Annotated in this window: 23 protein-coding genes; 13 read left to right on the forward strand and 10 right to left on the reverse strand. The window is 67.6% G+C overall.

Going from position 1 to position 26,309, the window contains the following annotated elements; all coding sequences use genetic code 11:
• The first annotated feature begins 17 nt into the window (after positions 1 to 17).
• Together M1L56_RS11530 and M1L56_RS11535 are read left to right on the forward strand one after the other, a co-directional pair.
• Entirely contained in the window at positions 18 to 203 is a 186-nt protein-coding gene (locus M1L56_RS11530; RefSeq protein ID WP_248599334.1) for a UBP-type zinc finger domain-containing protein, read from the forward strand.
• Positions 200 to 1,906 carry an FAD-dependent oxidoreductase gene (locus tag M1L56_RS11535; protein ID WP_248599335.1) on the forward strand — a complete coding sequence of 569 codons (1,707 nt, stop codon included), beginning with the start codon at positions 200 to 202 and terminating at the stop codon, positions 1,904 to 1,906. The genes M1L56_RS11530 and M1L56_RS11535 overlap by 4 nt, the downstream gene beginning before the upstream one ends.
• Before the next feature lie 21 nt (positions 1,907 to 1,927).
• Here M1L56_RS11535 and M1L56_RS11540 read toward each other — a convergent pair whose 3' ends face one another.
• From M1L56_RS11540 to M1L56_RS11555, 4 genes are all read right to left on the reverse strand, one after another.
• Complete coding sequence (locus M1L56_RS11540) at positions 1,928 to 3,244, reverse strand: DUF2252 domain-containing protein (protein ID WP_248599336.1); 1,317 nt, start codon at positions 3,242 to 3,244, stop codon at positions 1,928 to 1,930.
• A gap of 144 nt (positions 3,245 to 3,388) precedes the next feature.
• Positions 3,389 to 4,327 carry a class A beta-lactamase gene (gene bla, locus M1L56_RS11545; protein WP_248599337.1) on the reverse strand — a complete coding sequence of 313 codons (939 nt, stop codon included), beginning with the start codon at positions 4,325 to 4,327 and terminating at the stop codon, positions 3,389 to 3,391.
• Between the two features lie 81 nt (positions 4,328 to 4,408).
• Positions 4,409 to 5,446, reverse strand: coding sequence for a TerC family protein (locus M1L56_RS11550; protein WP_248599338.1), 1,038 nt, complete (start codon positions 5,444 to 5,446; stop codon positions 4,409 to 4,411).
• Between the two features lie 198 nt (positions 5,447 to 5,644).
• Positions 5,645 to 6,403 carry a TetR/AcrR family transcriptional regulator gene (locus M1L56_RS11555; protein ID WP_308198859.1) on the reverse strand — a complete coding sequence of 253 codons (759 nt, stop codon included), beginning with the start codon at positions 6,401 to 6,403 and terminating at the stop codon, positions 5,645 to 5,647.
• Here M1L56_RS11555 and M1L56_RS11560 point away from each other — a divergent pair.
• The 6 genes from M1L56_RS11560 (at position 6,377) to M1L56_RS11585 (ending at position 12,227) form a co-directional block, all read left to right on the forward strand.
• Complete coding sequence (locus M1L56_RS11560) at positions 6,377 to 7,825, forward strand: cytosine permease (protein WP_248599339.1); 1,449 nt, start codon at positions 6,377 to 6,379, stop codon at positions 7,823 to 7,825. The two genes, M1L56_RS11555 and M1L56_RS11560, sit on opposite strands and share 27 nt — an antisense overlap.
• Complete coding sequence (locus tag M1L56_RS11565; protein ID WP_248599340.1) at positions 7,822 to 9,432, forward strand: amidohydrolase; 1,611 nt, start codon at positions 7,822 to 7,824, stop codon at positions 9,430 to 9,432. The genes M1L56_RS11560 and M1L56_RS11565 overlap by 4 nt, the downstream gene beginning before the upstream one ends.
• 63 nt (positions 9,433 to 9,495) lie before the next feature.
• Positions 9,496 to 9,939, forward strand: a complete 444-nt coding sequence (locus M1L56_RS11570; protein ID WP_248599341.1) for a VOC family protein — start codon at positions 9,496 to 9,498, stop codon at positions 9,937 to 9,939.
• Positions 9,940 to 10,059: 120 nt separating this feature from the next.
• Positions 10,060 to 10,416 (forward strand): YciI family protein, encoded by a 357-nt coding sequence (locus tag M1L56_RS11575; RefSeq protein ID WP_248599342.1) that lies wholly within the window; start codon positions 10,060 to 10,062, stop codon positions 10,414 to 10,416.
• Between the two features lie 198 nt (positions 10,417 to 10,614).
• Positions 10,615 to 10,965: a YciI family protein gene (locus tag M1L56_RS11580; RefSeq protein ID WP_248599343.1), complete on the forward strand. Its 351-nt coding sequence runs from the start codon at positions 10,615 to 10,617 to the stop codon at positions 10,963 to 10,965.
• 14 nt (positions 10,966 to 10,979) lie between these two features.
• Complete coding sequence (locus tag M1L56_RS11585; protein WP_248599344.1) at positions 10,980 to 12,227, forward strand: RNA polymerase sigma factor; 1,248 nt, start codon at positions 10,980 to 10,982, stop codon at positions 12,225 to 12,227.
• A 455-nt stretch (positions 12,228 to 12,682) separates the two neighbouring features.
• Here the strand turns inward: M1L56_RS11585 and M1L56_RS11590 are convergent, their stop codons facing one another.
• Genes M1L56_RS11590 through M1L56_RS11605 form a run of 4 tightly spaced genes read right to left on the reverse strand, consistent with a single transcriptional unit; the run spans position 12,683 to position 16,148 of the window.
• Positions 12,683 to 13,405 carry an SDR family oxidoreductase gene (locus M1L56_RS11590; protein WP_248599345.1) on the reverse strand — a complete coding sequence of 241 codons (723 nt, stop codon included), beginning with the start codon at positions 13,403 to 13,405 and terminating at the stop codon, positions 12,683 to 12,685.
• Positions 13,402 to 14,541, reverse strand: coding sequence for a C45 family peptidase (locus M1L56_RS11595; RefSeq protein ID WP_248599346.1), 1,140 nt, complete (start codon positions 14,539 to 14,541; stop codon positions 13,402 to 13,404). Before M1L56_RS11595 ends, M1L56_RS11590 begins: the two co-directional genes overlap by 4 nt.
• Before the next feature lie 48 nt (positions 14,542 to 14,589).
• On the reverse strand, positions 14,590 to 15,357 hold the full coding sequence (locus M1L56_RS11600; protein WP_248599347.1) for an SDR family NAD(P)-dependent oxidoreductase: 768 nt from the start codon (positions 15,355 to 15,357) through the stop codon (positions 14,590 to 14,592).
• Positions 15,354 to 16,148 (reverse strand): polysaccharide deacetylase, encoded by a 795-nt coding sequence (locus M1L56_RS11605; protein ID WP_248599348.1) that lies wholly within the window; start codon positions 16,146 to 16,148, stop codon positions 15,354 to 15,356. Before M1L56_RS11605 ends, M1L56_RS11600 begins: the two co-directional genes overlap by 4 nt.
• A 249-nt stretch (positions 16,149 to 16,397) precedes the next feature.
• Between M1L56_RS11605 and M1L56_RS11610 the strand changes: the two genes are divergently transcribed.
• The 5 genes from M1L56_RS11610 to M1L56_RS11630 all read left to right on the forward strand — a co-directional run bounded on the left by M1L56_RS11610 (position 16,398) and on the right by M1L56_RS11630 (position 22,976).
• On the forward strand, positions 16,398 to 17,366 hold the full coding sequence (locus M1L56_RS11610; protein ID WP_248599349.1) for a sugar ABC transporter substrate-binding protein: 969 nt from the start codon (positions 16,398 to 16,400) through the stop codon (positions 17,364 to 17,366).
• A 91-nt stretch (positions 17,367 to 17,457) separates the two neighbouring features.
• The gene (locus tag M1L56_RS11615) at positions 17,458 to 18,882 is read left to right on the forward strand and encodes an ATP-binding cassette domain-containing protein (RefSeq protein ID WP_248599350.1); all 1,425 of its coding nucleotides are present in this window, start codon (positions 17,458 to 17,460) and stop codon (positions 18,880 to 18,882) included.
• Positions 18,879 to 19,937, forward strand: a complete 1,059-nt coding sequence (locus tag M1L56_RS11620; RefSeq protein WP_248599351.1) for an ABC transporter permease — start codon at positions 18,879 to 18,881, stop codon at positions 19,935 to 19,937. The genes M1L56_RS11615 and M1L56_RS11620 overlap by 4 nt, the downstream gene beginning before the upstream one ends.
• A 28-nt stretch (positions 19,938 to 19,965) precedes the next feature.
• Positions 19,966 to 21,096 (forward strand): class II histone deacetylase, encoded by a 1,131-nt coding sequence (locus tag M1L56_RS11625; RefSeq protein WP_248599352.1) that lies wholly within the window; start codon positions 19,966 to 19,968, stop codon positions 21,094 to 21,096.
• 95 nt (positions 21,097 to 21,191) lie between these two features.
• Complete coding sequence (locus M1L56_RS11630; protein ID WP_248599353.1) at positions 21,192 to 22,976, forward strand: ABC transporter substrate-binding protein; 1,785 nt, start codon at positions 21,192 to 21,194, stop codon at positions 22,974 to 22,976.
• 92 nt (positions 22,977 to 23,068) lie between these two features.
• Here M1L56_RS11630 and M1L56_RS11635 read toward each other — a convergent pair whose 3' ends face one another.
• Positions 23,069 to 24,457: an APC family permease gene (locus tag M1L56_RS11635; RefSeq protein WP_248599354.1), complete on the reverse strand. Its 1,389-nt coding sequence runs from the start codon at positions 24,455 to 24,457 to the stop codon at positions 23,069 to 23,071.
• A gap of 117 nt (positions 24,458 to 24,574) precedes the next feature.
• Positions 24,575 to 26,242, reverse strand: coding sequence for an ABC transporter substrate-binding protein (locus M1L56_RS11640; protein ID WP_248599355.1), 1,668 nt, complete (start codon positions 26,240 to 26,242; stop codon positions 24,575 to 24,577).
• Between the last annotated feature and the right edge of the window lie 67 nt (positions 26,243 to 26,309).

Consider the following 26,309-nt stretch of genomic DNA (forward strand, 5'->3'; position numbering starts at 1 on the left):
GGTTCTGCGAGGACTGCATGGCGATCGGCTCCCGATGGGTCCACCTCCGACTGTGCCTCACCTGCGGCAGGGTCGGCTGTTGCGACTCGTCACCCATGCGGCATGCCCGGGCCCACGCGCTGCACGAGAGACATCCGATCGTCCGCTCACTCGAACCGGGCGAGAGCTGGCGTTGGTGCTACCTGGACGAGGACTTCGCATGACGAGCAGCTCCGAAACACCGAACCTGGCCGCGGAGACCCCTGACGCGCTCGGCGCGTATCCGCGGCTCACGCCCGTCCAGCTGCAGACGCTGAGCGAGGTCGGGACGACCAGGCCGGTCTCCGAGGGCGAGGTGCTCGCGAGGGCGGGCGAGGCCCTCGGGTCGTTCTTCGTCGTGCTCGAGGGTCGGGTCATGGTCCACGACGGCGATCCGGACCTCCCTTCGGAGGAGGAACTCGGCCGTGAAGGACCGGTCGCCGCGGATGCGCAGATCGAGATCCACGGTCCCGGCCGCTTCGTCGGCGACATCGGACTTCTGGAAGGGCAGGCCTCGTTCGCCACGATCGCTGCGCTTGAGCGAGGCAGCGTGCTCGAGGTGCCGATCCCCGCGCTGGAGCAGATCGTGGCGGGCGACCCGCTGCTCGGCGATGTCATCCTGCGCGCGTACCTCATCCGTCGGTCGATGGCGATCGGTTTCGGCAGCGGGCTGCGCATCGTCGGATCGCGCTTCTCTCCCGAGACCCGCCGGCTGCTCGACTTCGCGGCTCGCAACCGGATACCCCACCGGCTGCTCGACCTGGAACGCGATCCCGCCGCCGAAGCCATCGTGCGGCGCCTCGGCCTCGACGTCGGCGACGTGCCGGTCGTCATCATCGGCGGGTCGCGCATACTTCGGAATCCCTCCATCGCGGAGGTCTCGCAGGCGCTGGGCCTGCGAAGAAGCCGTCCCCCGACCACCAGCGACGTGCTGGTCGTCGGCGCGGGGCCGGCCGGCCTCGCCGCCACCGTCTACGCCGCATCCGACGGATTCTCGGTCGTGCTCGCCGATGCCGTCGCGACGGGCGGCCAGGCCGCGCGGTCGGCGCGGATCGAGAACTACCTCGGATTCCCGTCGGGGATCTCGGGCGCCGAGCTCGCCGAGCGCGCCACGCTCCAGGTCGGCAAGTTCGGCGCCACGCTGTTCGCCCCCTCCACCGCCGAGCGACTCACGTCCGACGGAGGGGCGCTGGAGGTCCGCTTCGAGGACGGAACGATCATCTCGCCACGAGCGGTCGTGGTGGCATCCGGGATGGAGTACAACCGCCTCGCGGCAGCGAATCTCGATCGGTTCGAGTACACCAGCGTCTACTACGCAGCGACGGTCAACGAGGCTCGCGAATGCGGCACCGACCCGGTCGTCGTGGTGGGCGGCGGCAATTCGGCCGGGCAGGCGGCGGTGTTCCTGGCCGGGACCGCGACGCGCGTTCACCTGATCGTGCGCGAGGCGGACCTGGCCGAGAGCATGTCGCGATACCTGATCGCCCAGGTGGAGGCCCGACCGCGGATCAGCGTCCACCGGCGAACCGAGGTGGTCGAGGCGACCGGCGCGACGCACCTCGAGTCGGTCGTCGTCGAACATCGTCCCTCGGGCCGCCGGGAGGAGATCGCCACCCGGTACCTCTTCGTCTTCATCGGGTCCAGGCCCGCGACCTCGTGGCTCGGGTCGGACATCGAACGCGACGAGCGCGGCTACCTCCTCACGGGTACCGGGACGGCGTCTCCGGACTCGCGCCGGCAGCCCCTCGAGACCTCGGTGCCCGGGGTGTTCGCCATCGGCGACGCCCGCAGCGGGTCGGTGAAGCGCATGTCGGCGGCGATCGGCGAGGGCGCGAGCGTCGTCAAGATGGTCAACGACTACCTCGAGACCGGTGGGTCCCGGTTCTGAGTTCCGGGCCGGCCCCCCGATTCACACGCCGGTTTCGGCCTGAAGGCGTCCGGATGCGACGGCTCGACGGAGCTGCTCGAAGTCGGCCTCGGCGACATCGGCGTAGGCGGCCGACCATGCCGCCGTCGCCTCGGCGAACTGCTCGGATCGGCCGAGGTAGGCCACGACCGCGGCCGAGGCGGGGGACTGACCGTGCGCCCGAGCCAGGAGCCCCGCGCACAGCGCGCCGTACGAGCGGAACTGGTCGGTGTCGAGCGTGGCCGGATCGATCGACCCCTTCATGTCGCGGAACTGCCGCCAGTAGTAGTCCACCCGGTGGCGATCCGCGGAGTCACCGGCCCAGCCGCGCATCCATCCGACGAAGAGGTCGGAGTTCGCCTGCAGGATCCGCTGGCAGGCGACCACCCGGTGGCCCTCGATGAAGTCCGTCACGCCGGGGCGACCGGGAACGATCGACCGCCGACCCCCGTACGTCGTCAGGACCGACGGCGGCGCCTCCTTGACCTGGAGGAACAGCATGTCGCCGGTGGGACCCTCGACGGCGAGCAGGTAACAGCGGGTGCCGACGCTGCCGACGCCGACGACCCGGAGGGCGAAGTCGACCACGCGGTACTGCTCGAGCAGGAACGCGATGTCCTCGCGCAGGGTCGCGCGGTACTGGGTGAAGAGGTCCGTGACCTCGCCCAAGGTCGCGTGGTCGACGTGGCGCAGCACCGGAGGTTGGTCGACGATGCGGATGCCGCCGTCGACCGAATACGTCGTCAGGCGCTGCAGGAGCCGCTCGGACGTGCGTGCGCGGGCCTTCTTCGCCGCCTTGCGAACCGTCCGCTCGCCCTTCTCGCCGAGGTGACGTGCGACCGAGGAGGTGTCGACGCGAGCGTAGTAGCGCTCCCGGGAGGAGAGGCGGCAATAGCCCCGCAGCGTCTCGCGGTACGCATCGGCCGCGGCGAAGGAGGCGTCGCGGCAGGCGTCCTCGCTCAGGCCGATGTCGCGCCCGCTGAGGTGCACGCTCGCGGTGAGCCGGCGCACGTCCCACTCCCACGGCGCGACGCCGCCCTCGTCGAAGTCGTTGAGGTCGAAGACGAGCGCGCGTTCGGGCGAGGCGAAGAAGCCGAAGTTCGAGATGTGGGCGTCGCCGCAGGAGACCACCTCGAGGTCGGTGGTGGGTGCACCGCGCAGGTCGGCCGCCATGACCGCCGCCGTGCCCCGGTAGAACGAGAACGGCGACTGCAGCATCCGTCCCACTCGCACCGGCACGAGGTCCTTCAGCCTCGACGCGTGCTGTTCCTCGAGGATGCCGAGGGGGTCCCGGTCGGCGGGGAGGACCAGATCGGCCAACCGTCGCCGCGGCAGACGCTTCCGCACCCGGCGCCCGACTTCGTTCGCGGATGACCGTCGTTCGCCGTTGCCCATAGGGCAGGCTACCCCGCGACGGTTCCGGCCGCATCCGACTGCGGCGACAGGCTGCTCGGCCGGCGACCCTCAGCCGAACGCGCCGAGGACCGCGGCGGCGGCGTCCGCGACCAGTGCATCGTCGCTGGGGGCGTCCGGGACGCCGCGGGTGGTGAGCACCGCGATGACGATCGGCTCGCCGTCGACGGGCCAGACGATCCCGAGGTCGTTGCGCGTGCCGTGGCCTCCGGTGCCGGACTTGTCGGCGACGATCGCCGCGTCGGGCGCTCCGGCCCGGATGAGGGTGTCGCCCGTGGCATTGCCGCTCATCCACTCGATCAGGGTGTCGGACCGGGCGTCGGTGAGCAGGCCGCCGAGCGCGAATCCTCGGAGGGACTCGACCAGCGCTCGAGGCGTGCTCGTATCGCGCGTGTCGCCCGGGACGGCGGTGTTCAGCTCGGTCTCCACCCGCACGGGGTTGGTCGTTGCGTCGCCGGCCTCGGCGAGCACGGCGGCGAACCCCTCCGGGCCACCGAGCTGATCGAGCAGCAGGTTCGCCGCGGTGTTGTCGCTCACCCGCACGGCTGCCTCGGCGAGGTCGCGGACGCTCAGTCCGGTGCCGACGGCCCCTGAGGTGACGGGGGAGCGGCTCACGAGCACGTCCGCGGAGTAGGGGACCACTCGGTCCAGGTCGTCCACCTGCTGCAGGATCGCCGCCGCGAGCAACGCCTTCATCGTCGAGGCGTAGGCGAAGCGCTCGTCGCCGCGGTAGGCGACGACGTCGCCTGAGCCGGTGTCGATCGCGTAGACGCCGACACGGGCGCCGTACTCCTGCTCCAGTGCGCTGAGCTCGTCGCTCGCGTCGAGCTCCTGCGCGGCATCCGGGGTCGCCGCGGCGGTCTCGCTCGCAGACGACGTCGGCGAACCGCCGGATGCGGCGGGAGTGCATGCCGACGAGATCAGGGCGAGGGAGGTCGCCGCCCACAGCGCGCCGAGCGCCCTGGTGCCGCGAACGGCGCTTCGAGTCATCCGTGCGCCCCTCGTCTCCCGGCCCTTCGCAGGCCCCGGTCCCCACCGAGCCCCCATCATGCCAGACGACATGCCGCGGGGTCAGCGGACGGCGCGGTCCTCACGGGCGTCCGTCTCGGTGACCCCGGCCGCCACCCGATCGGCCGCCGGGATGCGGCGGGCGCCGCGCGTCTTGACGATGCTCGCGACGGTGGCCACGGCGATCGTCACCGCGATGAACAGCAGTGACAGCCAGATCGGGACCTCGGGGATCACCGTGATCGGCTCGCCGCCGTTGATGAACGGCAACTCGTTCTTGTGCAGGGCGTGGATGAGCAGCTTCACGCCGATGAACGCCAGGATGACGGCCAGCCCCTGGGCGAGGTACACCAGTCGCTCGAGCAGGCCGCCGATGAGGAAGAAGAGCTGCCGCAGCCCCATCAGCGCGAACACGTTCGCCGTGAACACGATGTACGCCTCTTCGGTCAGTCCGTAGATCGCCGGGATCGAGTCGACGGCGAAGATGAGGTCGACGAAGCCGATGGCGATGATGGTCAGCAGCATCGGCGTCACCCATCGCCGGCCGTCCATCCGCACCGTGAGCTTGTCGCCGTGGTACTCGTTGGTGACCGGAAGGCGCCGGCGGATGAAACGCATGAACCTGCCGTCGGCCGGGTTCGAGCTGTCGTGCGCGAACGCCTGGTGCCAGGCGAGGTACAGCAGCAGGGCGCCGAAGAGGTAGAAGACCCAGGTGAAGTTCTCGATCAGGGCGGCACCGACGGCGATGAAGATGCCGCGCAGGACCAGCGCGATGACGATGCCGATCATCAGCACCTTCTGCTGGTAGATCTTCGGCACGGCGAAGCTCGCCATCACGATGAGGAAGACGAACAGGTTGTCGATCGACAGTGCCTTCTCGGTCAGGTATCCCGCGAAGTACTCGCCCCCGAACGTCCAGCCGGAGACCACGCCGATGCCGACGCCGAACAGCAGCGCGAGCGCGATGTAGAACGCCGACCACCGGGCCGACTCCCCGATCGTGGGCTCGTGGGGCTTCCGCACGTGGGCGAAGAACTCGTAGACGAAGAAGACGATCGTGACCGCGATCGTGATGGCCCAGACGAGCGGGGTGACATTCAAGAGGGACTCCAAACCTGGCGTGACGGATCGACGCCAAGGTCTCCTCCATCCCTGCGATCAGGGACCGATGGCCCGGGATGCGGCGTGCATCCGTAATGACGAGCGACCGTGCCGGAGTACTCCCCTCGGATGGCCCAGTCTAAACGGCTGCGCTGCGTGAACCTCGGGAAAGTCTGAGCGTGTGCGGCGCCACGGGCCTCACCCGATCGGATGGCGCAGAGCCCCGGCGGCCGCGCGGAGCGTGCCGGCCTCCAGGCCGAGTGCCCAATCCGCCATGTCGGCCACGACGTGTCTCTGCGCCGGATGCATAGCCTCCGAAGCGCTGTTGACGTACGATCCGCTGCCGTCGACGGCGATGAGGATGCGGATGCAGGCCGCCTCCGCGTCCGGCACGGGGAAGCGGCCGGTCCGCATGCCATCCTCGATGATCTCCGTGAGGCGCTCGCGATCGAGGGCATCCTGCTCCTGGAGTGCCGCCTCGAGCGCGGGACTGAATCGGGACAGGTGCCGCGCGTTCAGCCACAACCGGGCGAGCGGCGTCGACGCGCCGCTCTCGACGTGGGCGATGAAGTGCGCCATCCGGTCCAGCGGTTCGCCGGATGTCGGGAAGAACTGCTCCCGCTCGTGCACCGCCGCCCGAACGAACGCCTCGATGACGAGGTCTTCCGCGGCGGGGAAGTAGTGGGTGATCAGGCCGGGGCGGACGCCGAGCCGCTCGGCGACGGCTCGCAGCGTGATCCGTTCGAGCCCGCCTTCGAGCGCGATCGCGGCGGCGTGGGTCAGGATCTCCTCCCGCCGTTCCGCCGGGGGCTTGCGGATTCGAGTCGCTGCAGGACTTGACGTCACGTCGGCCAGCCTATTGAATGACTGACCAATAGTCCATTGGGCACGTGACCAATAGCAACGATGCTTCCCGTGAAAGGCGCCCCCATGACCCAGACCCCGCCCGCGCTGCACGCGCCGCCCCACCCCGACGAGTTCGTCGACGCGCCATCCCGCCCGGAGACGCGCGGCATCGAGCTCGTCAGCGATTCGGAACGACACGGTCGCGCCCGCGACCTGTTCTTCGTCTGGGCGGCACCGAATGTCAGCATCCTGAACCTCACCATCGGAGCCACGCTCATCCTGCTCGGACTCGAGGTCTGGCAGGCGCTCGCGGTCATCGTCGCGGCGTCACTCCTGTGGGTCTTCCCCGGACTCATCGCCGGAAGCGGACCCGCGGCCGGCACGTCCGGGTCCGTCGTCACCCGAGCCATGTACGGCATCCTCGGCAACCGTCTGTTCGTGGCGTTCGTCGGATGGTTCATCGGCGCCGTCTTCCTGTCGCTGACCTGGCTCGCGTCATCCTTCATGGGAGCCGACCTCCTCCGTCGGCTCGGCATGGACGACCCCGTGTGGGTGCCGATCGGCGTGACGGTCGTGGTCGCGACGATCACGATCGTCGTCGCCATCTTCGGCCACGGGCTCATCGTCCGCGCCTACTCCTACATGGCCGCGGCGCTGTTCGTGATCTTCCTCGTGGTCGCGGGATTCATCCTGCCGACGGTCGACTGGCAGTACACCGCTCCCGAGCCTCTGGCCGGGGCCGCGCTGTGGTCGTCGCTCACGATCGGGTTCACCATCCTCGCCTCGACACCGCTGTCGTTCATCAACAGTCCCGACATCGCGCGGTACCTCCCGCGTTCGACGAAGCCCTCGCGCATCGCCCTCGCGACGGGGCTCGGCGGCGCCGTCCCCTTCATCGCCTTCACGAGCGTCGGCGTGCTGCTCGCGACCGGGATGAGCGCGGCCGCCTTCGACGGCGGACTCGACGCCGCCCTGCTCGACCTCCTGCCCGCGTGGCTCGGTCCGGTCCTCGTGGTGGGCGTCGTGATCAACACCATCGCCCTCAACGCCATGACCACGTACACGTCGAGCATGGCGTTGCAGGCCATCGGGTTCCGGCTCCGCCGCATCCCTGCCGCGATCATCGTGGGCGTGGTGGGAACCGCCCTGACGATCTACCTCGTGCTGTCGTCGAGCCTGCTGGAGGCGGCGAACCTCATGCTGCAGTTCCTGGTCATCGTGTCCGGACCCGCGATGGCGATCTTCGTCGTCGACGTGCTGCTGCGCCGCTACGCGTACGACGGCGCCGAGCTGTTCGACGATCACCCGGGAGGCCGGTTCTGGTACACGAGGGGATGGAGCGTCCCGGGCGTGGCCGCCCTGCTCCTCGGTGGGCTGGCGACGGCGCTCTGCCTGGCCACGAGCGTCTGGGCCGGCCCCGTCGCGGAGGCCACGCAGTTCGTCGACCTCTCGGTGCCCGTCGGCATGCTCGTCGCCGGTGCGCTCTACGCGGGCTTGCTGCGCACGCCGCTCGGAGGGAGGGGCCGCCCGTGATCACCCGGTACCTCAACGGGCGCGTCTTCACCGCCGACCCCGCCCGGGAACGCGCGTGGGCGGAGGCCTTGGCCATCCGCGACGACACCATCGTGTTCGTCGGCGCCGACGACGACGCGCCGCCCGCCGATGTCACGGTCGACCTGCGCGGCCGGCTCGTGCTCCCGGGATTCACGGACGCCCACACGCACCTGCTCATGATGGGGGCCGCCCTCGGTCAGGTGCACCTGACCGATGCCCGGTCGCTCGACGAGATCCAGGCCCGCCTGCGCCGGGCGCGCGAGGAGGATCCCGAGGCGACCGTGCTGCGGGGCCGGGGGTGGCTCTTCGACTCGGTGCCGGCCGGCGCGCCCACCGCCGCGATGATCGACGCGGTCGTCGCCGACATCCCCGTCTACCTCGACGCGAACGACTACCACTCGTGCTGGGTGAACTCCGCGGCGCTCGCCGAGATGGGCATCACGCGCGACACGGCCGACCCGCTCGGCGGCGAGATCGCCCGGGATACGGGAGGCGAACCGACCGGACTGCTCTACGAGACCGCGGCGATGCAGTACGCGTGGGCGCAGCGGGACGCGGAAGCGACCGACGAGGACCGGGACGAGGACGCGCAGCGCGCCATCGACGCCTACCTGGCGAGCGGGGTCACCGGCGTGGTCGACATGGCGTTCGACGAGTTCGGCCTCGCGGCGTTCGAGCGCGCCCGCGCGCGTCACGGCGGGGAGCTGCCGCTCCGCGTCGCCGCGCACTGGATCATCGACAACACCGGTGACGAGGCCGCGAACCTCGCCCAGGTCGCACGCGCCGCCGAGCTGGCCGCCGACCCGCCGTCGCCCTGGTTGCGGGTCGTGGGGATCAAGCTCATCCTCGACGGCACCATCGACGCCTGCACCGCCGCCCTGCACCATCCGTACGCCGACGGATCGAACGGGAAACCGATCTGGCCGCGCGAACACCTCGAGCCCGTCGTCGTCGCCGCCGATGCGGCCGGCCTGCAGGTCGCCCTGCATGCGATCGGCGATTTCGCGAGCGGGATCGCGCTCGACGCCATCGAACGCGCGATCGCCGTGAACGGCGCACGGAACCGTCGCCACCGCGTCGAGCACCTCGAGTACGCCGCCCCCGGTACGGCCGAGCGGATGGCGCGACTCGGCGTCACCGCCTCGATGCAGCCGGTGCACGCCGACCCCGCGATCTTCGCCAACTGGGCCGAGATGCTCGGCGACCATCGGGTCGAACGCGCATTCCCGTGGCCCGAATACGAGGACGCGGGAGCCCTGCTCGCCTTCTCGACCGACGCGCCGACCGCGCCGCATGCCGCCCTGGCGAACATGTACGTCGCCTCGACGCGCGCCTCGGCGCTCGATCCATCCGTGTCGGCCGTCCATCCGCGGTACGCGCTGCCCCTCGACCGAGCGCTCGGCCATGCGACCCGGGATGCCGCGGCATCCGTCGGCGACGGCGATTGGCGCGGCCGAATCGCACCGGGCTACGCGGCCGACGTCGTGGTGCTCGACACCGACCCGTTCGAGCGCGGACTGCGCTCGCTCTTGGAGGCGCAGGTCGTGGAGACGATCGTCGCCGGTCGCACGCGGTTCCGGCTCTGAGACGGATGCCGCTGGGCACCACGCGGTGTCGGAATGCGGACCCTGCTCGGTACGATGCGGCGCATGGCCACACGACTCGAGAACGTGGGGATCGCCGTCCGGGATCTCGACGAGACGATCGCCTTCTTCACCGACCTCGGCCTCCAGCTCGTGGGGCGCGACGAGGTGAGCGGGGAATGGACGGACACCGCGGTCGGCCTGGATGGCAACCACGCCCGCATCGCGATGCTGCAGACGCCGGACGGCTCCGGTCGGCTCGAGCTCTTCGAGTACCTCGACGGCCTGGCCATCGAGACGCAGCCGACGCTCCCCAATGAGATCGGCATGCACCGCGTCGCCTTCTCGGTCGACGACATCGACGAGGCTCTCGCGATCGCCGCACGGCACGGCTGCCATCCCCTCCGTGGCGTGGCGGAGTACGAGGACCTCTACAAGCTCACGTACGTCCGCGGCCCCAGCGGCATCATCGTGATGCTCGCACAGGAAGTGAAGCGGGACGCCCGGTGAGCGAAGCGCGAGTCGTCTGGAGTCTCTTCCCGGTGGTTGTCGATCTCGCGGCCGGGCGTTCGCTGTCTCCGTGACGGAGCCGGACAGGCCGGCCCGCGACCCAGTGCAGGAGGCAGTTCCATGTCCCAGTTCGCGATCCTCATCTACGAAGACCCGGCGTTCTACGAGACCATGCCGCCCGAGGAGTGGGCCACGGTGGTCGACGCGCACCGCACGTTCACCCAGCACGTCGCCGAGCTGGGTGGGTCCTTGACGGGCGGCGGGGCGCTCGCGCCCGTGACGACGGCGACCACGATCAAGGCTGGCGGCACGGTGACGGACGGCCCGTTCGTCCGGAGCAGGGAGGCCCTCCTCGGCTACTACGTCGTCGAGGCGCGCGACCTCGACCATGCCGTCGAGCTCGCCAAGCTGTGTCCCGCCTCCGGCGGCGGCGTCGAGGTCCGCCCGCTCGTGGACACGGCGACGAACCCGTTCTGACCGCTCCCACCGACGAGCCGACCGCGTCCGCCATGCAGGCGTACGCGGTCGCTGCAGTGCCGCGTCTGGTGCCCTCGGGTTCGATGCCGGCGCGGAGTACACAGGCGAAGAGATGGATTTCCGAGCGGCTCGTGTCGAATTCGTGCTTGCCGGTTCGCTGTAGGGATGAAACGGTTCCCATGACGGAAGGACACGACCGTGAAGTACGTCATCATGTTCACCACCACGCCCGAACTCGACGCCGCGGCGTCGCCCGAGCAGCTCGAGCAGGCCTATCGCCGCACCTACGACTGGTTCGGCACGCACCGCGAGGTGATGACCGAGTCCGGCGCCCAGCTGCAGCCGGTCACCACCGCGACCACGGTCAGCCACGGCGGTGACGAGCCGGTCGTGGCCGACGGACCGTTCTTGGAGGCGAGGGAGGTCATCGGCGGATTCCAGGTGATCGACGTGCCCGACCTCGACGCCGCGATCGCCATCGTCAAGACGTGGCCGCTGCTCGAGCTGCCCGGCGTCGCGGTCGAGATCCGCCCGATCGTCGTCCACTAGACCCGCATCGAGCCGTGAACGAAGCGGATGCCGCAGCGGCGGAGTCGGGTCGGGAGCCCTCCGCGGCATCCGATCGACTCCTCGCCAGGGTGATCCGCGAGGAGTCCGCGCGGATCGTCGCGGCGCTCACGGGATGGCTCGGGAGCCTCGACCTCGCCGAGGAGTCGGTCGCCGAGGCGATCGAGGAGGCCGTGCGCCAGTGGCGGACGCGCGGGGTGCCCCCCAATCCCGGGGGATGGCTGACGCAGGCGGCCCGCCACAACGCCCTCGACCGCCTGCGGCGCGAGAAGCGGTACCGCGAGAAGCTGGCACTGCTCGCCGACCCGGCCGAGGCCGCCCCGCTCGCCGGCGAGCCCGACGAGCGACTGCCGCTCCTGTTCGGCTGCTGTCACCCCGCCATCTCCCCGGACGCGCAGCTCGCCCTGACCCTCCGCGCGATCTGCGGTCTCACGACGGCGCAGATCGCGCGAGCCACCCTGGCGCCGGAATCGACGGTCGCGCAGCGGATCGTTCGGGCCAAGCGGAAGATCGGTGCGACTGGCATCCCATTGCGGATCCCCGAGGGATCCGAGCGGGCCGCGCGCCTGGACATCGTCCTGACCGTAATCTCCGTGATGTACAGCGAGGCCCACCTGGTCGCAGGCGGAGACGCGGCCGCGGACCGCGACCTCGCCGACGACGCCGTGTGGCTCGCGCGCGTCGTCGCGCACGAGCTGCCGCGCGAGGCGGAGGCGCAGGGACTGCTCGCACTGCTGCTGTTCCATCGAGCACGCGAGGGGGCACGCGCCGTCGATGGCGAGCTCATCCTGCTCGCCGATCAGGACCGGGCGCGGTGGGATCGCAAGATGATCGCCGAGGCACAGGCCGTGCTCGAGAAGGCCGCGAAGCTCCGCCGCCCGGGACGATGGCAGTTGCACGCGGCGATCGCCGCATGCCACTCCGATACGCGCGACGGCGGCGACACCGACTGGCTCCAGGTGCTCACGCTCTACGACATGTTGCTGGCGTACGACCGCTCGCCGGTCGTACGGCTGAACCGCGCGGTGGCGCTCGCCGAGGTCGACGGACCGCAGGCGGCACTGGACGAGGTGGATGCGCTCGGACGCGCCCTCACGGGGTACCACCTCTGGCACGCCGTGCGCGCGCGGATGCTCCGGCACCTCGGCCGTCGGGACGAGGCGATGGCCGAGGACCTGCGCGCCCTGGAACTCACGGCCAACGACGCCGAGCGTCGCCTGCTGGCGGCGCGGGTGGACCGCTGAGGCGGGCTCTCATCCTCAGCCGCCGTCGACCGGCTGAGAGCATCGCCGTGGATCGCGACACGTGGAGCGATCGTGAGTGCGACGCCAGCGGCCCCATCGCTTGGCTTCACCGGTCTGCTCGAGTTCGTCCGGTGGTCCTCACCCGCCGCGCCGCCGCCTTCGGGGGATAGAAAAGCTTTCTGATCAGGCGCTTTTCAGAAGAGCCGATGACGGGAATCGAACCCGCGCTGTCTGCTTGGGAAGCAGAAGTTCCTAAGTGCCGGTTCACGGTGGCTCACTCGGGCTCACGAGCCGCGGAATCACGCGAAATGTGAAACAAAGTGAGCATAGGTGAGTTCGGCAAAACCGTGAGTTAACCGTGACAAGCGCGACAGCCGCGTCTTTACAAAGGGGAGCGCCCCTACCGGCGGTGTTCGCGTCCTGGAAGCGCCGATTACCGTCTCGACCGATGACGCTCAGCTCACGAGTTGCCCACCATCGACCGGAACAACAGCGCCGTTCACGAAGGATGCGGCATCGGATGTGAGGAACAGGCACACCTGCGCGACCTCATCAGCGGTACCCAGTCGGCCGAGAGGGATCGTCGAGACCACCCGGCGGAAGCCGTCCTCGTGATCGACGATCGTCGTCATCGGGGTATCGATCACGCCCGGAACGACGACATTCGTGCGAATGCCACGTGCACCCCACTCGACGGCGAGTTGCCGCCCGAGCGACGCGACCGCGCCTTTGCTCGCCGCGTAGGCTGCGCTGGGCTCTACCGCGTCGCCGAGGGCGTGTGCTGTAGAACTGAGCAGGACGATACTTCCCCGTCCCTTCTCGAGCATCCTTCGGCCGACGAGGGAGGCGAGATGGAAACTGCCGGATGCGTTGATGTCCAATACACGCCGCCAGATGTCGAGGTCGAGCGCTTCGGAGGGTGACCTCAGGTACACCCCCGCGCAATGTACGAGCCCGATTGCGCATTCTCCAAGTGCGGCGTGCCCACGGTCGAGCGCCCGATCGATGTCGTCAGGATCAGTAACGTCGCACCGCTCCCAATGCGTGCCGGGATCCAGGTCACGTTCCTGGGGAGCCGACAGGTCGAGTGCCAGAACTCGATGTCCGGCGCTGACTGCCGCGCGCCGCACGGCCGCTCCGATCCCCGAGGCGGCACCCGAGACGACGATGACGCTCACGATCGCGCTCCGCTCGTCTCTGAGGACGGCTGCAGCAGGCTGCCGAAGCCGACTCGACGACGGGGCACCTCGCACGGGTTCCCCTCGCTGAGGTAGAGTTCGCGTTCGTTGAGGTCCATGATGATCGAGCTGATACTCGCCCAGCGTGCCGCTTCGTCGCTGCGTGGATCGGGGTGGCAGCAGATCGACCCGGGATGATCGGTGTGGTCACTGAGTGCGCGATGGATCGAGTCGATCGAGGCAGGCTCGGATTCGTCGAGAAGGTCGCGTAGGCGCTGCATGCGGACGAAGCTGTCCGGCATCACGAGCGGAGAGAGGTCGTCGCCGCGGGTGCGGCTGACGAAATGGTTCGTATGGGTGGCCAGGCCCCTGGTGGGAGGGATCGGATGTACTCCACCGATCCCACCCGGTTCGCACTGGATGCTCAGCACCGCCCCATCCGCGCCCCCGACGAGGTAGTGCCCAGAGGAGGCTCGGCGATGCGACGCGAGCAACTCGACGGCGTCGAACACGCGACGGCAGTCGGCGAGTACCCGCAAGAGCACGTGGAAGGGGAGGCCGTGGGTATCGATGTCGTTACTCGTGATGAGCGTGTTCACTGCGATGCCGAGACCTGCTGAGTTGAGTGTTGACTTGGCCAGCAGTCCAGCCTCGACGACGGTGACATAACTCGGGCCGTCGGTTCGGTCGACCTCGAGCAGGATGACGCTGTCGAACGCATGCATGAGCCAGTCCCAGTTCTGGCCGATCAACACGTCGCCCGATTGGGTGCGCTCAGGTGCGAAGCCGAACGAGCTGCATTCGCCCGGAATGCGTGTGCCAGCGTCTTCGTTCACTCGGGACCACATGATCTCGGTGCGGCAGTTCATCGCGAGCACGTCATCGAAGTCCAGCCCGGAACCGGCGGCGATGCCTTCGAGCTCGGCGATTACGGTGGGGAACACCTCGGCGATCGGTTCGGCGTAGCGGCGCGCATACGTGACGGCGCGCTCCCAACTGATTCCGCTGTGGTGGAAGGTTCGCTCGTATCCCTCCCGGCCGGCGTGGATCTGCGGACGTGCGAGCTCGCCGTATTGCCGGCCGCGTTCGAGCGGACCGCCTGAAATGCGAATGCGCGGATAGGGAGTGTGGACCATGGGGAACCTCGTCGTGATGCGGGAGTCGTCGGGCTGTGGTGTTGAGACTCAGGTGATTGAGAGCGCGCCATCCACCCGGATCACTTGGCCCGAGATGTAGGACGCCTCATGGGAGAGAAGAAAGCGCACGGTGTGGGCGATGTCCGTCGAGGTCCCGTGTCGGCGCACGGGGACCTCGGCTCTAAATCGGGCGAGCTGCTCGTCAGTTCCAACGCCGGCCAATTCGGCCAGCCGTGCTGCTTCAGCCCTGTGCATCTCCGTGAGGATGTACCCGGGCGCGACGGTGTTCGCGGTGACGCCGTTTGGCCCCTCCCCAAGAGCAATCGACCGCGTCAGCGCTGCGAGAGCCGCCTTCGACATCCCGTACGCGGCGTCGCCCGGCGAGGGCCGTTCGGCGAAGACCGAGCCGATGTTGACGACGCGCCCGGCCCCAGATGCACGCAGGTGCGGCATAGCGGCGCGGGAAAGATGCACCGCGCCGAGCAGGTTCACCGCGAGGACTTCGAGTATCTCGTCGTCGCCGAGATCGGCAGTCGGCCGGCTCGGCCCTCCGACCCCAGCGTTGTTGACGATGGCATCGCACCGGCCGAACACTTCGAGAGCGGCCGCGACCAGTTCGTCGCCGGCGCCCCGTCCACCGAGATCTACCTGCACCGCGGTCACCCCGGCGTCCGCGACGGCAGTGCTGAAGGTGTCGACCACCCGCCTCGACCGGTCGGCTGCGACGACTCGGTAACCGTGCGCGAGGAGCGTGCGCGCAATCTCAGCGCCGAGACCCTGCGCCGCGCCGGTGACGATCGCAACGGGACCGTTCATCGCGGCACTTCCGCTGCCGCTTCGGCGGCAGTGCAGATCCACGCGCCTGTCTCGAGAAGGTGAGTGATGACCTGGTCGAGCATCGCGAGCCGCGAAGGCCGGCCGATGAGCATCGGGTGCGCCGTGATCATGACGTGGCCCCCCAGCTGGGCGATGCCATCGATTTCGGGAAGCCATACATCGAGAACCTCCCGCGGCGAGCGGATCGTCTTCTCCCACGTGTCGTTGGCGAACCAGAAGTGCGGCGCATCGTCGAGGATCCACGAGACCGGCAGCTCTACGAGCTCTGTGCCGGGCAACTCGTAGGGAAAGATATCGTCCAACCGGTTCGAGGAGTAGGTGAATCCGTTCGCAGTCAGCAGGTCCAGCGTGTGAGCAGTGAGCTCCCAGGAGGGCGAGCGGTATCCGCTGATCTCGCCGCCGAGGCCGCGCAGTACCTCCAAGCCGCGCACCAGCTCTTCGCGTTCGGCCTCCGGCGACAACTCGGTTGGGTTGGTGTGCGTGTACCCGTGGTGCGCGAGTTCATGCCCGGCCGCGACGATCGCGCGGACCGCGTCGGGATGGCGCTCCGCATCGCGGCCGCATACGAAGAACGTTGCAGTGACGCCGTGCTTCTGAAGCAGTTTCAGGATGAGCGGAACACCGACGCGCGCGCCATAGGCTCCTTGGGAGAGCACGCCGGGCTTCTGGGCGTTGGCGGGATTCTCACCGATCCAGACTTCCTCGGCGTCGAAGTCGAAACTGATCGTCGCCGCATACTTGTGGCCATCCGGCCACGAGATCGTGCGCATGTGCCTCCCTCCCCGCTCAATTGCGCCGGTTACGGCACACACTGATTCTGCGGGGCCCGAGAGAACGTGGCATGCGTCATTTTGCGTATCCGCCTCCAAGGTGCGTAACGTTCTCGCAACCGCGCCGCGGAATACGTAAAACATTGCATGCGGGTCGGCGTGCTCTGGGGTGGAGTAGGTCCACACAGCACCGATGCCGTGAGATCTGGGCGGCATCCATTCACTCGCAGGAGAAGCAACATGAACAGAATGACCACCCGGATGCTCGCCTTGGGTGCGGCCGCAGTCGCCCTCGGGTTGTCGGGCTGCGCCGCCTCGGGAGCGGCCGGTGACTCGAGCGGAGACGCCGGTTCGAATGGCGCTGTCGCGATGAGCTTCGCCGGCCTGGACATCCAGATCTGGGTCGACCAGCTGGAGTATATGGAACCCGAAATCGAGGCGGCTGGATACGAGTTGCTCAGCGACGACCCCCAGTGGAACATCCAGAACCAGGTCTCGAGCTGGGAGTCCTGGATTCAACGCGGCGACGTGAAGGCCATCATGGGCTACCCGGTGCAGTCGGACTCGATGGTGCCGGTCACCCAGCAGGCCAACGACGCTGGCATCCCGGTGGTCGGGTACGCCACGGAGTGGGACGGAATCCAGGCCGCCCTGATCATCGACAACTACAACGACGGCTTCACCCTGGGCAAGGACGCCGGCGAGTGGATCGTCGAGCATTTCGGTGACGAGAAGGTGCCGGTCGGGTTCTTCAGCTACTACGAGACCGACCTCGGGATCGAGCGCTCGGAGGGTATCAAGGACGGCCTCGCCGAAGCCGGTGCGAACGTCGACCTCACCGACATGCCCGCGCTGACCATCCAGGACGGCTCGGACGGGGCGGCGAACCAGCTCGCCGCCAACCCCGACACCAAGGTCTGGCTGTCAGTCGGTTCCGATCAGATGATCGGCGCCTACCGAACGCTGCTCGAGAAGGGCGTGGCACCGGACGACCCCGACTACCTCCTTGCCGCACTCGACGCGACCAACGAATCGCTGGACATCATCAAGGAACAGGACAGCATCTGGCGCTTCGGGTACATCCTGCCCGCGAAGGAGCTCGCCGCGAACAACGTGAAGCTGCTGCTCGCGGCCGCCGATGGCGAGAAGCCCGAGAACATCACGATGTCCTCCACTCGAATCACGCCTGACAATGTCGACTCCTTCTACACAGAGTGACCTCCGCCCGGGGGAGCGGGAGCCGGCCGAGGCAGTGGCGCCACGGCTCGAGCTCCGCTCCCTCGGCGTGGACTTCGGCGCGACTCGGGCGTTGGACGCAGTCACCGTCCGGATCGCCCCGGGCGAGATCGTCGGCCTCCTCGGCCACAACGGCGCGGGGAAGTCCACCCTGTTCAACGTGGTTTCCGGAGCCCTGCCTGCCACGCGGGGGGATATGCGGATCGACGGTGCGCTTGCCCCGACGCGTCCGACTCCCTCCGAGATGGCGGCCCGAGGCATCACGGTCATCCACCAGGAGCCGGCGCTAGCACCGAACCTGAGCGTCCTCGACAATCTCTTCCTCGGACAGGAGCACCTTCTCGCGAAGGGCTCACGTCATGACCTCGCCCGCGAGGCATTGGCCCGGGCAGGCGCGACGCACCTCGACCCGAAGCGGATGGTCGGATCGTTGGGGCTCGGCGAGCGACAGCTCGTGGACCTCGCCCGCGGAATGGTCCGAGGCGACATGCGGGTCTTGATGTTGGATGAGCCCACGGCAGCCCTGGGGCGAGCAGAAACCGAGTCGCTCCACGCGCTCATCCGAGACCTCGCCGCGCAAGGCGTCAGCGTCGTCTACGTCTCCCACCGTCTGCCAGACATCCTCGATGTCTGCAATCGAATCCTCATCCTGCGTGCTGGCAAGCTCGAAGTCGATGGGCCGGCGAGCGACTTCGACGGCTCACGGCTCGCTCGGGCACTTGCGCCGGACGTGGAGTTCGAAGCGTTCGATCACCGGCAGGTCGATGAGGCGCCTCGTTTCGCTCTCGAGGGTGCATTCTCCGCGATCGAAGCACGACCCGGCGAGGTCGTCGGTCTGTTCGGGATGGCGGCGGGCCGGCAGTTCGAATTGTTGGAGCAGCTGTTCGGGCTCCACGGGCGGTATTCGTTCGGGATGGACGGCTCGCCCACCACGGTCTCCTCGCCGTCGACGGCGATGCGCAGAGGCATCCACCTTGTGCCTGCTGATCGGGAACAGGATGGTCTCGTATCCGGGGCATCCGCGGTCGACACCGTCTTCCTGCCGTGGTACCGCAAACTGCCGGGTCGAGGCGCGTGGATCAGCCGCGACACCGGGGACGCTGCGTACAAGCGAGCCCGATCGGAGCTGAACATCTTGGGGCCCGACGGGAATGCTCCGATCGACGAGTTCAGTGGCGGCAACCGGCAGAAGCACCTCATCGCGAGGTGGACCTTTGTCGACGGCCCGAGCGTTCTCCTGCTCGCCCAGCCGACGCAGGGTGTGGACGTCGGCGCCCGCGTTGACATCGCGCGCGCCGTGCGAGCGATCGCTGCCGACGGTGCCGCCGTTCTCGTGGCGTCCGCCGAGGCCGACGAGATCAGCCTGCTGTGCGATCGCGCATATGTGGTCTACGGCGAGCGGATCGCTCCCGTCTCCCGCTCGACGAAATTCGGCGGCGATCTGGTCTCCACGTTGCTTGACATCTCTGAGACGACGCAGAAAGGACCCGCGTCATGACACGAATTGCCGGCGCCGATCTCAAGGCACTCCTAGCCAAGAACGGCATCTTCATCGCACTACTTGTACTGATTGCATTCTTCGCCCTCGTCAACCCGAACTTCCTCAGGCCGAACAACGCGATGAACGTGCTGCTCCAAGTCGCGGAGCTCGGGATCGTCGTGATGCCGCTCGCCTTGCTGCTCATCGCGGGCGTCGTCGATCTCTCGATCGGGTCGATCGCCTCCGCTGGAGCCGTCGTCTCAGCACTGGTGATGGCATCAACCGGCTCGATGTGGCTCGGACTTGCGGCCGGCCTTGCATTCGGAATGCTCGCGGGTGTGATCAACGGGTTTCTGGTGGCCTATCTCGGCCTCAATCCGATCGTCGTGACCCTCGGCTTTCTGAGCGTCTGGGGCGGTGCCGCAATGCTCATGACCGGTGGGCGCACCATCACGCGCAGCGAACTTCCCGAACAGTTTCACGGACTCGGTACATTCGCGCTCGGACCGATCCCGCTGAGGCTCGCTCTGCTGATCGCCGCGGTCGCTCTGGCCTGGTACGTCCTCGCCCGGAACCGCGTGGGCCGGGCCATCTATGCGATCGGCGGCAGCGAGCGAGCAGCCTATCTCATGGGCATCAAGACCGCCCGGGTGCGGTTCGGCCTATACGTCGTGTCGGGCTTCGCCGCTGCGCTGGCAGGCATGATGCTCGGCGCGAAGGTGCAGTCGGTGAGCCCCGCTATCGGCCTCAACCTCGAGATGAGCGCGCTGACGGTCGTGCTGCTCGGCGGAGTCGCATTCGCTGGAGGCTCCGGAAGGATCGGCGGTGTCATCGCGGGCTTGCTGTTCTTCGGCGTACTGCGCAACGGCCTCGTCTTCATGCAGGCGTCGCCGTTCTTGCAGACCGTGATCGTCGGCCTCACGTTGGTCGTTGCGGTCGCGTTGGACGAGTCGATCCAGCGAATCGTGAAGAAGTCGTGGGAAGCCCGCGGGCGTGCCGCGCTCGCGGCCGCAGACCGAGATGGGACGTCTGATTCCCCTGAGCTCGAGAGCGCGACGGCGGACAAGCGATGATCCCAACAGATCCGAAGGAGGCGGAAGCATGACGAGGACCGGCTGGGTCTGGCATGAGGCATTCAACTGGCACAACACCGGAAACGGGGCGGGGTTCTTCCAACCGGGAGGGTTCATCCAGCCGTACGAAGCGTTCGACAACCCGGCGACGAAGGGACGCTTCGCGGCACTGGTCGAGGTGAGCGGATTCCTAGACGAGTTGCATCGCATCCAGGTTTCCGAGGTTTCGGATGAGGAGATCCTCCGAGTGCACACGCCCGGCTACCTCACGCAGCTCGAGGCGCTTGACGCCACCGGTGGCGACGCAGGCGAGAGCGCGGTGTTCGGACCCCAAGGGTTGAAGATCGCCAAGCTCGCCGCCGGCGCCGTCGCGAACGCCGTCCGGGCGGTGCTGACGGGCGAGGTGGCAAACGCGTACGCTCTGGTCCGGCCCGCCGGGCACCATGCCGAGCCAGATCGTGGGCGGGGGTTCTGCCTCTTCGCGAACACGTCGATTGCGACGATGATCGCCCGGGAGGAGTTCGGAATCGAGCGCGTCGCCATCGTCGACTGGGATGTGCACCACGGCAACGGCACCCAGGCCGTGTTCTGGAACGACCCAAACGTGCTCACGATCTCGCTGCACCAAGACCAGCTCTATCCGGTCGACTCCGGGTTCATCGAGGAGAACGGCGGCCCGGACGCGGTCGGCACTGCGATCAATGTCCCCCTGCCCGCGGGAACCGGTGACGGCGGATACCTGCACGCCGTAGAGCAGGTCGTGATTCCAGCACTCGAGCGGTTTCGGCCTGAACTGATCATCATCGGCAGCGGAATGGACGCCGCGGCAACGGACCCGTTGGGGCGGATGGTCGTGACGAGCGAGGGATTCCGGGCAATGTCGCGAACGATGATCGGAGCGGCCGAGCGCTTGGCTGGCGGCCGCATCGTCTTCGCGCACGAGGGCGGATACTCCGCGGCATATGTCCCGTTCTGCGGGATGGCGGTCCTCGAGGAGCTGTCGGGAAAGAAATCAGCGGTCGATGACCCATACATGCAGTTCTTCGCCTCGTACCCTCAGCTCGCGCTCGAACCGTGGCAAGCGGAGGCAATCGAACGCGCCGCGACCCTCGTCGCCGCCGTTCCCGACTTCCGCAGGACCGCCTCCGCGACAGCCTGAATGGCCTCGTGTCGAGGCGGCTCACGCCTGCCCCGTCTCGACACGAGCAGAATGGGAGGGTGGTCGACGCTCGTGATAGTCGAATGCTGACGCAGATGGAGTTCCTCACCGACCATCGAGGTCACGTGAAGGTGCTGCACGGCGAAGCCCCCTCCGCGGAGCTCGTCGGATTCGCGCGCGCATTCCTCGTGATGAACCGCCAGGAGCTCAGCTTCATCTACCGCTGCGACGGCACCTGGATGTCGGTGCGGCTCGAGCGCGATGGCGCTCGAATCCGCGGCACGGAGCATGCCACGGCCACGACATGGCCGGCGATACTGCCCGAGGGCATCACGCGCCGTGAAATCGAGATCCTCACGCTCCTTGCGGGCGGGATGACGAGTTCGGAGATCGCCGGGCGGCTTGGCACCAGTCCGCGCACGGTGTCCACGCAGGTGGACCGGCTCATGAAGAAGTTCGACCTGCATAGCCGTGCTGGGCTCGCTGCCGTCGCGGTCGACGCGCAGCTGCTGGCGCTGCCGGTCCCTGGTGGAGTCGAAGGCCTGAACGCAGTCTCCGCGATCGCGCTCGAACGGATGGCACGCGCCCTCGATGCGAAGACGACGAGGTCCGCGATCGACATGCCACCACCTGCGCTGCACAGCGCGATCGGGGCCAAACCGCAGGCGCTGCCACGACGTCCGATCCTTCTCGGCACCATCGCAGCCCTGTCTGGATACGCCGTCGAGGACGGTATCGAACATGTGCGCGGCGGCGGCCTGGCCATCGAGGAGATCAACGGTAACGGCGGCGTCCTCGGGCGCCGCATAGAGCACGTCGTCGCCGGCGCCGACCTAGGAGACACCGACTCGGTGCGCCAGGCGATGGAAGAGCTCATCAGTGCCGGCGTCGATGCGATCACCGCCAGTCATGTCAGTGCCGAGAACCCCTTCCTTTTCGACATGGTCGCTGACTACGGCAAACCCTTCCTTCACCTGGACACGTTCGAGGCGCATGCGCAACTCGTCCGCGATCACGCTGCCCGATACGGGATGGTCTACCAGACCTGTCCCTCGGAGAAGTACTACGCGATGGCGTTCCGACGCTTCCTCATCGAGCTCGAGAGCGCCGCCGCAGCCCCTCTGACGACTCGCGGAATTGCGATAGTGGAGATGGACGTGCCCAGCGCGCACATCGCGACTGCCCAGTTCGAAGCGTCGCTCGGCGAAGTCGGATGGAATGTCGCCTACCACCAGGAGGTTCCCGCGGTCAGCGTTGACTGGTCCGCGGTCGTACGAGGCATCGTGGCCTCACGCGCGGATATCGTGCTCGTCGCCCACTTCGTACCCTCCGAGGTCAGCGAACTGCAGCGCACCTTGGTACAAGCGGGATTCCCTGGGCTTTCCTACTACGTGTACACCGCGTCCCACCCGACGTTCGCCGCGACTCTGGGTCCCTTGGCAGAGGGGGCCATCTGGAGTTCCGTGACGACGCTCACTGAGTCCGATTCCGCGTCGCGATTCCGTCGGAACTACCTCCTGCGCTACGGTGTCGAGCCTGGGCCGGCGCAGGCAAGCGCCGCATACGACCAAGCCCAGTTGCTTGCATGGAGCTGGCTGCGCAACGGCAGCACGGAGCCCGAGGGAACGGCTCGAGCACTCCGTGATGCCCTCTACCGCGGCCTCAATGGCACCTACTACTTCGGGAGCGGCGACCAGACCCCGCTGAGCTACCCAGATGGCACGACCGACCCAACTCTCGGGCTCCCGCTCATCACCTCGCAGATCCAGGATGGCCTCTCCGTGGCGCTCAGCCCCGCGCCCTATGGGTCGATCGGCCGGTTACGGGCGCCGCAAATGGGTAGTGCGTCGCCCTCGCTGGATCGAGTGCGATTCAGGTAAGTCGCGGCCGTCCGGCGGCGGTGAGGTAGCAGGATTCGGGCACAGCGGAAACAGCGGGTGCCGACGCATGCCGGCATCCGCTGTGTCGACGGTCAGTGGGCCACCGGTTCGCGCTCGGGCGACTCCTCGGGCTCGACTTCGCGCATGTCCAGTTCGGGCGGGCGCTTGGTGAAGAAGTGCGTGAGACCCAGAAGGTAGATGAAGCCGACGACGACCCATCCGATGCCGACCATCAGGGCGTTCGGGCTCAGACTCGTCCAGAGCCAAAGTGTCAGCGCGACGCCGATCGCGGGGAGCAGACCGTAGACGAGCATTGCCTTCGGAGTCCGGCGCCGGCCATCGACGACGTAGTGCTTGATGACAGACAGGTTCACCATGGTGAACGCCACGAGTGCGCCGAAGCTGATGAGGAGTGAGATCATTTCGAGGCCGAGCGCCAAGCCGAGCAACGAGATTCCGCTCACGACCAGGATGGCGCCGGCAGGGGTGCGGAATCGAGGGTGGAGCTTCCCGAACACCCTGCGCGGAAGGACTCCGTCGCGGCCCATGGCGAACAGGATTCGGGCGACCGTCGCCTGCGAGGCGAGAACCGACGCGACGCATCCGGCGACGTATGCCGCGGTGAAGAAGTTGACGAGGAACTCTCCGCCTGCTGCAGCAACGACATCGAGTGACGCTGCATCGACGCTGGTGTAGGCGGTGAAGTCCGGGAACACCAGGTTCGAGATCATCGCGAGAGCGATGAACAGGAGGCCGCCGAACACCGTGACGATCAGGATGGCGCGGGGGATCGTCTTCCGCGGTTCATGCGCTTCCTCCGCCAGGGTCGAGACGGCGTCGAATCCGAGGAAGGAGAAGCAGAGCAGGGCCGCGCCGGCGAGAAGCACCGTGAGGTTGCCCTGATCGTTGAAGAACACGTCCGCGAAATTCGGGACGTCGACGCCGGCGATAGACCCCAGGCTCATGAATACGAAGAATCCGAGGAATACGAACTGGAAGACCAGGAGTCCGACGTTGACCCCTGCGAGCAGGCGTATGCCGATGATGTTCAGTGTCGTCACAAGCACGAGCGACGCAACGAAGAACACCCACAGCGGTATGGCCGGAAATGCCGCATTGAGGTATATGCCGATGACGAGGTAGGTCACCATCGGGAGGAGCAGGTAGTCCAGCAGGAGCGCCCAGCCGGCCAGGAACCCGATGTGCCCTCCGAAGGCCCTCCGGGAGAAGGTATATGCCGAACCCGAGATCGGGAACGCCTTGACCATGTGCCCGTAACTCAGCGCGGTGAAGACCATCGCAACCAACGTGACGAGGTACGCGGAGGGAAGGTTGCCTTCGGTGAGGACGTTGGCGATGCCCAGCGTCGTGAAGACCGTGAGCGGGAGCATGTAGGAGAGCCCGAACACGACGGCGGATGGGAGACCGAGCACCCGCTTCAGGGACGGACTTGACTCAACAGGCTTCGTGGCAGAGGGCATGATGTCAGCACTCCTTCATTGGAGGTGGAAACCGGGGGAGAAGTTCCAGGGTGTGGAAATCTTGACGGAGGTTCATGCCTGCGTCGTACGTCAGATGACGGACATGTCCCCACAGCTTCACGGACGTCCACGAGGACGGAACGAGGTCACGTCACCCTTGGGCTCTGGTCCGAGCACGACCGCCCTGCCGGCCTGTATCTGGTAGGTCATTAAGGCGAGTCCCAGCGAAGAGTCCCGTGTTTCGTCCGGGTAGCACAACGCGGTCTGTCCCGGGTTGCCTAGGAAGTACACGCCGTTGATGCCTCGATACGCGGTGGACCGAAGGTGATCGATCACCGCGGCGGCGTCGGCCGATCCCACTGAGTTCCATGCGTCGGCGATCAGCTTCACTTGATCGTAAGCGGCGCTCGCCTGCGACCAGCCCGGCTCCTCGCCGTAGCGCACCGTGAAGGTGCGTTTGAAGTGCTCGCCCATGGCATCGTCGTATCGGCCCGTGACGGTCGACCAGACGATGCCGTCAGCCGCCTCGCCAGCCATGGTCTGGAAGCGTGGGATCGAAGCCGCGTACACGTAGTGGACGAGCGCGCGAAGCCGACGACGATGGATCTGGCGCTGGAGTTCGGCGATGTCGTCGGCCAGGAAGTGCGCCACGAGGAGGACATCCGGATCCTGTTGCTCGATGCGGTCCAGGATGTCGCCCCACTTCGTCGTGTGAGGCGGCGTGCGGATGACCGCCGTCACATCCCAACCGTCCGCGGCCAGGGTGTCCCGGAAACGGTCGTCCGCGATGCGGCTGCTCGTCACGTCGATCTCTATCGCGACCACGCGCCGATTCTGTGGTTGCCATTCCGCGGCGCTTGTGGCGAGCGCGTTGATGAACCGGAGGAAGGCAAGTCCGTAGTACTTCTCGGAAGGACAGGTTTGGAACACGTTCGCGAACCGTATCGGGGCCGCTCGGACGAGATCGACCTGACTTTCGAGGGTCGCCGTGTGGAGGAACGGTCGGCCGTAGTCGGCAACCATGTCGAGTACGAACGGATGTTCGGCGCTCACGTAACTGGTCGTGATCGCGTCGACGCCTCGGGCGAAGAGCTCTGTGAATGCCTGGCGCACCGCCCCCTCGTCGAAGATGTCGGCGTCCTTCACAACGTGCTCGATGGGCCGGCCGTCGATGCCACCGCGGGCGTTGATCTCCTGTACGGCCAGAGCCGCGCCATGCAGGAGTTCGATGCCGTCCTCTCCAGCGAGGCCTGACAGCGGAACCACCGTGCCAAGCACGTACGGAACCGCGGTGGGAAATGCGACGCCGAGCGCCCGTGCGTGCACGCCGGATGTGTCGATCGACTCTGCATTCTGCTGGGTGCTCACCTGTGCGATCGAGGTCACATTGGCGGTGCCGCCGGGGATGGGAAGGACGATGAGACCAGCGTCCACCGCGATCGCCGCGAGGCCAGCGCGACCTCGTTGATTCAGCTTGCCGAGCAGCCGCTCGATCTGCGTGGAGACTGTTCGAACCTGGGTGCCGAGACGCTCGGCGATTTCGCCGTTCGTAAGTCCGAGCGCGACGAGGGTGAGGACGTCGATCTCGCGCGCGGTGATGCCCTGCGGGAGCTCGGTCTGGGAGCTGACGAGTCGTGTCAGTGCGCTCCGCTCACCCGCGCGACCTACGAGATCCAGGCGTACTCCGTGCCACCTCCCGTCGCCTCGCCAGAGAAATCTGACGGTGTCCTTGCCGGTGAGGAGAAACCCTCGAGCGAATCCGGCAAGCTCCGCTGGCACAACCATCATCGGATCCCGAGGCACGACGTTGCCCCTGAGATCGATCGTCGCTTCGATCAGCCCCGCACCTGTT

Source organism: Agromyces sp. C10, assembly GCF_023217995.1.
GTDB lineage: Bacteria > Actinomycetota > Actinomycetes > Actinomycetales > Microbacteriaceae > Agromyces > Agromyces indicus.